Raw genomic sequence first — 7,910 nt, 5'->3', positions numbered from 1 at the left:
TGGAAACCAAAAGCCGGCTGCTAACCGATGGCTCGATGGTCGCACCTGTATTCGTCAGGAGGAAAAAAAAGTTACAGACGCGCCACCAGGGCTTACCATTAGAAGTCTGCTGATCGCGGACCTAATTTTCCCTCATGTGGTCTTTTTTCTGTTTATTTTAAATGCATTAAAGATCACATCAATTCGCATCAATGATTATCAGGCAGCTCTCGTTCATATCCCCGAGGTCATCCCTTAGGATTCTTAGTGCCAATGATTGGCTTAATTTTTCCTGTAAAGCATCTAGAAAGGATTCACCATGAAGTCACTTACCATAGGCTTACTAACAGGCCTGCTACCCAGTATCTCAATGGCATCTACATTCCTAACACCAAGTGAACCAATCCCAGTCAGTGTTCTAAAAGTAGCTCCCACCTCGGGTCTACCTGAAATTAATGACCCCAATGCAACGATTACCTTTCCAGTCTACAATAGCGAAGGCAAAAAAATAGCGGAGAATACAGTCTCTGCTGCCGATGTCTGGCCTCAAATGGATTCCTGGACTCAAAAGGTAGAGAGAGAATATGCCAATGATCGGAACGGACCCAATGTAATTACAGCAAGCGTTTGGGACAATGATTTGGGTATGAAGATCGAAGATCTCAGAGTGCCTCAGGATGTCAGTCAGCGTAAGAAATTAGAGAAGCAAAAAGAAAATGCACGTCGATGGAAGCCTCAAAAAAATATTGCTCCTCAAAAGCTAAGCACCTCTCTCAATCGTGTATTCGGTAATAATAGTACCTTTGGTGCTTTTCAAAACGGAAACTTCAGCTCTGAAGGACAGACACAAGAAGTTAAAGTTTCACAATCTTTTTCCGCTGGTGGGGCTGTATTCGGAAAGCGCATCACTGTCATCAATCAAACTACTAAATCTGACTCAAAATCAAAAACGACAAAGTCAGATATTAAAGTCTTCGATCAAAGTATTTTTGTCTCTACCGATGGTACCGTCAAAGCAAGTAAGTCTGTAACTCGCAGCAAGGGGGCCTCTAAGGTATTCGTTCTAGGTATTATTCCAGTGAGAGTAGGAGGCTCTGTCTCTGGCTCAATTGGCGCGAACCCAGACTACCAGGCATCAGGATTGAGTGTGGAAGGATCTGTGGCACCTTTCTTAAATACCAAAGGCAAAGCCAGTGCTGGCGTGGATCTTCTTCTAGTGGTAGCCGGTATTGAAGGATCGTTAACCTTCGTCAATAATACCCACGGAAAGCTCAAGATCACCAACACCTTTGCCCAAACACAAGTAGCCTAACATGTCTAAATAATCCGAATCTGATTACCTAGAAAAGTCATTTAATGGAGACCGCAAGCCGTGCTACAGCCTTGGGATTAATACGCCCAAGCTAGTTTGGCTAATATTACTCCTGAAATGAATTCCAACACTCTATTTTCAAAGCTTATTTTGGTCCAATCCTTTCTTCCAATCATTTTTTCCGAAGAGTTAAACGAAAGAAAATTTCAGGCAAACTTAGGAGTACTTATGAACAGGACTATCAAGAGCGTTGCTTTACTCGCCGGAATGTTTCTCGGAACGCAGGTCTCCGCTGAAACCCTTACTTTCGCAATCGTACCCCAACAATCCGCCTCTAAGTTAGCAAAAAAATGGGTGCCCATCTGCAATTACCTTTCTGAACAAACAGGGCTAAAAATTGTATTCGAAACGGCCCCCAATATTCCGGAGTTCGAGCTCCGGCTTGCGCAAGGTCGTTACGATCTGGCCTATATGAATCCATATCACTTCGTGGTTTTTCACGAAAAATCATCCTACCAAGCGATGGCTAAAGCCAAGGACAAGCGTATCAAAGGGATCTTCGTTGTCAAGAAAGACTCCAATCTTGAGACAATTCACCAGCTGCACGACAGCCGCCTGGCTTTTCCCTCACCGGCAGCTTTTGCTGCAAGTATTTTACCTCGTTCTGAACTTAACCAAAGGAGCATCAACTTTACCCCCCAGTATGTATCATCCCACGATTCGGTCTACAGGAACGTGTCTTTAGGAGTATTCCCTGCTGGCGGTGGTGTAAAGCGTACCTTTAACAATCTCGACCCGGAAGTCCGCAAGGATCTCCGCATTTTGTGGGAAACCAAACCCTACACCCCCCACGCCATTGCCTTCAAAAAGAATCTTCCAGCAGATCTAATTCAAAAAATCAGATCGACTCTACTGGGGATGGATCAATCTGAAGGTGGTAAGAGTCTTCTCAAATCCATCAGTTTAAAAGGTTTTGAAGGAGCACAAAATAAAGATTGGGACGATGTTAGAGCTCTTAACATTTCTGAATTGGATTGAAGGTGAATCATGTCTTTTAGAACCAAAACCATTATTGGGATTGCAATCATTGAGATCTTTCTAGTGTCCATCTTGGTCGGACGAAACGTAGTCAACCTACAGGACCAAGCTGCCAAGGATATTGAATCGAGAGCCGAAACCGTAGCCACCTTATTTGCAAGCATATCAAAAGATGCCCTGATCTCTTTCGATGTTGCATCCCTTCAGGATTATGTCAAAGAGATCGTGGTCAATGAAGGGGTTGAGTATGCTCGCGTTCGCACTGGTGAAAAAACTCTTGCCGAATACGGTCGTGCAGAGACCCTTAATAAGGTCTTTGTTAAGGATCTTAGCTTAGATCAGGTGGACGATGGAATCTTTGATAGCACCGTCGATATCTCTGAATCCAATCGAATTTTTGGCAGGGTTGAAATAGGTATCTCCACTACAGAGAGCACCGCAATGATTGCCAAGGCTCAAAACAGAGCCCTGAGTATCGCTGTTCTGGGCCTGACCCTCTCAGCCTTATTTTCCTATATTCTGGGGACCTATCTCACGATGAAGCTGAGAAAAATTCAGTACGCTGCCCAGAAGATATCAGACGGAGACTTCTCTGTGAGCCTAGACGATCAAGGTCGAGATGAACTAGGACAGACGGCTAAGGCCATCAACTCCATGTCTAAGAACTTAGACGAATCTATCCTCGCCCTAACGAAAGAAAAGCGCGCCCTAACGAAAGAAAAGGAAAAGTCAGAAGCTGCTAACAAGGCCAAGAGTCTTTTCCTAGCTAATATGAGTCACGAGATCCGAACTCCTTTGAACGCCATTATAGCCCTTTCTAGTCTCCTATCGCGCCAAAGATTAGAATCAAGTATTGGCGATAAAATTGAAAAAATCCAGATCTCCAGTGAATCATTACTAGCCCAGGTAAACGACATTCTAGACATCAGTAAAATCGAAGCCTCAGAGTTTACCCTAGATAGTTCCGCCTTCAATCTTCAAGAATTGATTCACAAAGTGGCAACGATGGCTCGTACGCCTGCGGCTAGTCAAGGGATCGACTTTATATGCGAAGTCGACCCTATCCTAAACGGTCAAGTGGAGCTGGACCAAGGCCGGCTTCGCCAAGTTCTAACCAATTTAGTGAGTAATGCTATCAAGTTTACTCAAAGAGGATTCGTCGAGCTCTCAGTGACGGCCGAAGCAAAGGGTAATTATTATCAGGTTAAGTTTACAGTTCGCGATACTGGCATAGGGATCTCTAAGGAACGACAAAGTGAATTATTTAAACCTTTTGTGCAAGCCGATATCTCAACCACCAGACAATTCGGAGGTACAGGATTAGGTCTTTCAATTTCCCAAGAGATTGTCCAGCGTATGGGATCTCGTATAGAACTTTCCAGTGATGAGGGCCTCGGATCCAAATTCTCCTTCACGTTGGACATCGAGATCGACCAAGATGTTACGACACCCACGAATCCAAAGCTTAAAGATGAGCAAAAAACTCAGTTAGCACACATCAGCGAAACCGTTGATACGCCTTCGGAAGTTTCTGACTTAAAAAATGACGAATCACAGTCCTTGCCAAATATTGAAGAACAAGAGGCCCAAGAAGATAAATGTAAAATTTTGTTGGTTGAAGATAACGAGATGAATAGACAGGTAATGACAGCCCTGATGGAAACTCTGGGTTATCAAATGGAGATTGCCGAAGATGGCAATATTGGGGTAGAAAGATTTCAGGCAAATGGTCCTTACGATATCGTCTTGATGGATTTACAGATGCCGAACATGGATGGTTTCGAAGCTGCAACTTCTATCCGAAAATTCGAAAAAGACCATCATCTTAACTCTACGCCCATCATCACCATGACAGCTAACGCGCTCGAGAAAGAAAAAAAGAGAAGCCAGGAAGTGGGCATGAATGATTATCTGACGAAGCCCGTTACTGTCGACTCGGTTGAACACATCCTGAAAAAATGGTGCAGCGATCATGAAACAAGATCCGAACCGAAAAAGGTTGTGGATACTAGTCAGACCATTGACCAGAGTGTCCTTGAATCTCTTAAGAGCTTAAACTCCCCCAGATCTCCTAACTTTTACCAAAATCAGCTCACTGGTTTCTTAAACACTAAGGATAGGATTTTTGGGGAGATCGATCAAGCTATCAAGAATAACAATACTAGCGAACTGGCTGGGCTAGTTCACTACTTCAAAACATCATGCGGAATTGTTGGTGCAAAAGGACTATGGGCTCTATGCAAGGATTTGGAGCAACTAGCAAGTGACAATCCCTCTTTGCAGGACTGTATCGCTTGTTTCGAGCTGATGGCGACAGAGGCAGAATCGGTTCAAGAAATACTGAAAGGAGAATTAATCGAAGCAGAATATCTCACAGCAAATTAAGGAGTGGTTATCATGAAAGCAAAACTATTGTTAATAATCCCTGGCTTGTGTTTACCGGTCATAAGTTACTCACAATCCGAACTTGCAAACTCAATTACAACCGAAGCCAGGCTTAGGGTTGATGCAAGGCATCGCCAAACCACCATAGATAGTTCTGGTACAGAAACCACATCTGAATATACTGGTTTGGAAATTCAATCGATGGAACTGATTGTTAAGGGTAAGTATACTCCACGAACTTCCTTTGCAGTGAACATCAAGGGCGAGCAGGCGAATGTTAAGAATAACGAACCTTTGAGGTCTGGAAACAATGCTTTTAAGTTCTTCAAAATCAACCACAAAATTACTGATTCCCTAAACCTAGTCTTTGGCAAAATCCATGTCCGACGAGGAGCCTACTCGGCCCAAACCCCTAAGTTTCACACCTATCGATTTGACTCCATTATGGCTTATTTGCCCGCCAAGTTTCAGACAGGAGCAGGGCTAGTTTACAAGTTTTCAAGTCATAATATGAACCTCCAATTTCTAAACGGTGACAATAACAAGCTGGAGTCCAGCGACCAACAAACTGGTGAGGATCTGTCATACCAACTACAAATTGACAGTAATTGGGGCTTGTTCAACACACGCTTGAATGGGGGTATCAGCAATTATGCCAGGGATTCAGGAGAAACCTTGACGGCCAAACGGCGATCTCAAACCAATACCAGCATCGGAATCAGCTACCCAGTTGTGAACTACTATCTAAACTTAGACTATGTTGTAGCCAATATTCCATCCTACCAATCACTTTCAACGACTGATGACGGCACCGAAAGCTTGGTTGATCAGAGTCAAGTCACTCGAGATTCGATGATCCTCATGGTAGGGACAAAGAAAGGAGAATGGCAGCCAAAGGCAAAAATTGCACTGATGACAGAAAAGACAGAGGGATCGGACTCCTTATCGAAAATGGATGCTAACCTGGGGATAGAATATCACCCTGATTCCGACCAATCCATGCGCTATTCAATTATGTATATTATTGGTGAGAACGAAAATACTTCCAGCAAAACCACCACTGAACAGGATATTTTGATTTCTCTTTCCTCACACTTGAAATGATTTTTGCAGATTGGAGTTTCCTAACTCCAATCTGCTAGTTTACCAAAGAGCCTTGTCAGACAATTCCATCAATGTCATTTCTTAAACAAGCGACCAAGTTATTTTATCAATAATTACATATACTTAAAAATGGCATCAAGGTTGCAAAGCTGGGGCAAAACTCACAATCTAAGCAAGAGGAAAACTTTGATGAAGAACGCGGTACTTACAGCCATGATGGCTCGTACCAAAACTCCTGTTCGGGTTTTTCCTATGAAAAATAAAAATCCAAGAAAATTAAAGGTTCCGGGCTTACTATACGGCCTGTACTTCGATTTATGCATTTCCACAACTTTCGTCTTGTCCTCGTTTAGTTTTAGTGAGAACCGTTCTAACCTTTTGGGAAGTACAAGCATAATCCTCTTGGCGTCGAATTCCTGGTTGGAGCAAATCACAAATTCATCACAGTATCTTGCTATTGTAATCTGCCCTTCCATTCTTGGTTGCACCTGATGCTTTATCCAAATATCAATCGCGTAATGGGCGAAAATATTTGCTAAGACTGGAGAGCAGATCGACCCCTGAGTTGAACCAACTTTAGTATCTCTGAGTCCTTGTTCACTTAAGATTCCAGATTTAAGCATTCTCGCTATATAACGGAGAAACCTTTCATCTTTTTTCTTCAACCTGAGCAGAGATAAGAGTTTACCATGATCGATTGATCCGAAAAAATTTTCAAGATCGACGTCGATTACGTAGTTCATTCGGTTGCGAAAAATATGATCGTGTACTGATTTAACGGCCTGATGACAATTGCGTCCTGGTCTGAAACCATAAGAGCAGTCTAGGAACAAAGGCTCATAGATTGCTTCAAGCAATTTGGTCGTCATTAGCTGAACGATTTTATCTTCTATACAAGCGATTCCTAAGGGTCGAGATTTACCATTCTCCTTCGGGATCAACACCTCCCGGACAGGCTGCGGCCTATAGGACATGCGTTTCATTCGAAATATCAGATCTTCTATATTGGAATCTAAGTCTTTGTCATAGTCTTCCTTTGTTTGTTTATCAATTCCAACGGCCTTCTTCCCATCAAGCTCGTTGAAGCAGGCAATGAGATTCTCCTTAGAGTAATGAGGCATAAGGCACTCAAAAATCTGATTCGAATCTGCTTGCGATAAGTTCGATATTCTCTTCAGTTTCGTTGCCGCCATATTTTCAAGCTTTGTTGTGCTCATAGCGTTTCTCTTTAGAGAGCGATTTTACCCAGAGCCCTTCCCCATGTGCATGGCTTTCCCATACTCAGAGTACTACGGCTCATCTGACTTCTCATTGATCGTTGTGGCTCCCTCGCTACGTCGGCTTGTCGGCCACTACTCCATTCCTTGGAGAACCAATGAGATCTCCGACGTTCACTGATTGATCTTCACACCATGCCACGCTCTAGGATCCCGGGGGTGCTGGTTAGATAAGTCCTGACTTTTCAAGTCGCCTCTAACCGATGTTGTCTTCCGCTTTATTGCAAGCGTCGACCACTCCAACGAAACTCATTACGGGACGCAATCACTTCAGCTACCGCTTGCGGCCTGGTGTTTAACGCTGCCTACGCTTCGTCCATATTGTCACCTCCATGTACGCAAGGCTCGCTCTGGATATGGAGGACTGCCATTTATCCATTCGAGACTTTCACTCGATATCAATCAGCGCCTCGTGGCGCGCCAATAACGAAGCTCAAAGGGTACTGATAAGACCCAATGCCTTGTAGGCACAAAAGGGATCACATTTTCCGTAAGGTTAATCGACCGCTCTGACATTCTGCGGCCTGCACATGAGGGGCAAAATCCTCGGCACTTACAGCTAAAAGCTACTAGAATCGATTCAGAGCAATCTGAGCATTTTAATCTGACAAGACCCTGCCTCAGCACACCACAACTTAGGAATTTTTCAAACTCTTTTCGAACAAAATAGGGAAGAGACTTCTGATCGGGGTTACTTTCTAAGCTTGCAAAAAACCGCTCCATATTCCGATCCAAAACCTGGTACAGAATAGTCGACTCTGGATCACGTCTTTTATATTCACTAAATGAATCTTCCATCCAAAAGAGCTATACAC

General features: G+C 43.5%; 7 protein-coding genes. 5 read left to right on the top strand and 2 right to left on the bottom strand.

The window, feature by feature from the left end:
* From B9N89_RS31460 to B9N89_RS20040, 5 genes are all read left to right on the top strand, one after another.
* On the top strand, positions 1-238 hold a 238-nt coding region (locus B9N89_RS31460), incomplete at its 5' end, for a hypothetical protein (RefSeq protein WP_159455512.1).
* A 60-nt stretch (positions 239-298) separates the two neighbouring features.
* Positions 299-1,291 carry a hypothetical protein gene (locus B9N89_RS20055; protein ID WP_132321620.1) on the top strand — a complete coding sequence of 331 codons (993 nt, stop codon included), beginning with the start codon at positions 299-301 and terminating at the stop codon, positions 1,289-1,291.
* A 228-nt stretch (positions 1,292-1,519) separates the two neighbouring features.
* Positions 1,520-2,329 carry a phosphate/phosphite/phosphonate ABC transporter substrate-binding protein gene (locus B9N89_RS20050; protein WP_132321622.1) on the top strand — a complete coding sequence of 270 codons (810 nt, stop codon included), beginning with the start codon at positions 1,520-1,522 and terminating at the stop codon, positions 2,327-2,329.
* A 9-nt stretch (positions 2,330-2,338) separates the two neighbouring features.
* The gene (locus B9N89_RS20045) at positions 2,339-4,714 is read left to right on the top strand and encodes an ATP-binding protein (RefSeq protein WP_132321624.1); all 2,376 of its coding nucleotides are present in this window, start codon (positions 2,339-2,341) and stop codon (positions 4,712-4,714) included.
* Between the two features lie 12 nt (positions 4,715-4,726).
* Positions 4,727-5,818, top strand: coding sequence for a hypothetical protein (locus B9N89_RS20040; protein WP_132321626.1), 1,092 nt, complete (start codon positions 4,727-4,729; stop codon positions 5,816-5,818).
* Between the two features lie 161 nt (positions 5,819-5,979).
* Here B9N89_RS20040 and B9N89_RS20035 read toward each other — a convergent pair whose 3' ends face one another.
* Positions 5,980-7,035, bottom strand: coding sequence for a reverse transcriptase domain-containing protein (locus B9N89_RS20035; RefSeq protein ID WP_132321628.1), 1,056 nt, complete (start codon positions 7,033-7,035; stop codon positions 5,980-5,982).
* A gap of 462 nt (positions 7,036-7,497) precedes the next feature.
* Entirely contained in the window at positions 7,498-7,818 is a 321-nt protein-coding gene (locus B9N89_RS32455) for a transposase zinc-binding domain-containing protein (RefSeq protein ID WP_412535451.1), read from the bottom strand.
* Between the last annotated feature and the right edge of the window lie 92 nt (positions 7,819-7,910).

Origin of the sequence: Pseudobacteriovorax antillogorgiicola (genome assembly GCF_900177345.1) — a bacterium.
GTDB classification, from domain to species: domain Bacteria; phylum Bdellovibrionota_B; class Oligoflexia; order Oligoflexales; family Oligoflexaceae; genus Pseudobacteriovorax; species Pseudobacteriovorax antillogorgiicola.
This window is presented reverse-complemented; position numbering and strand designations above follow the sequence as displayed.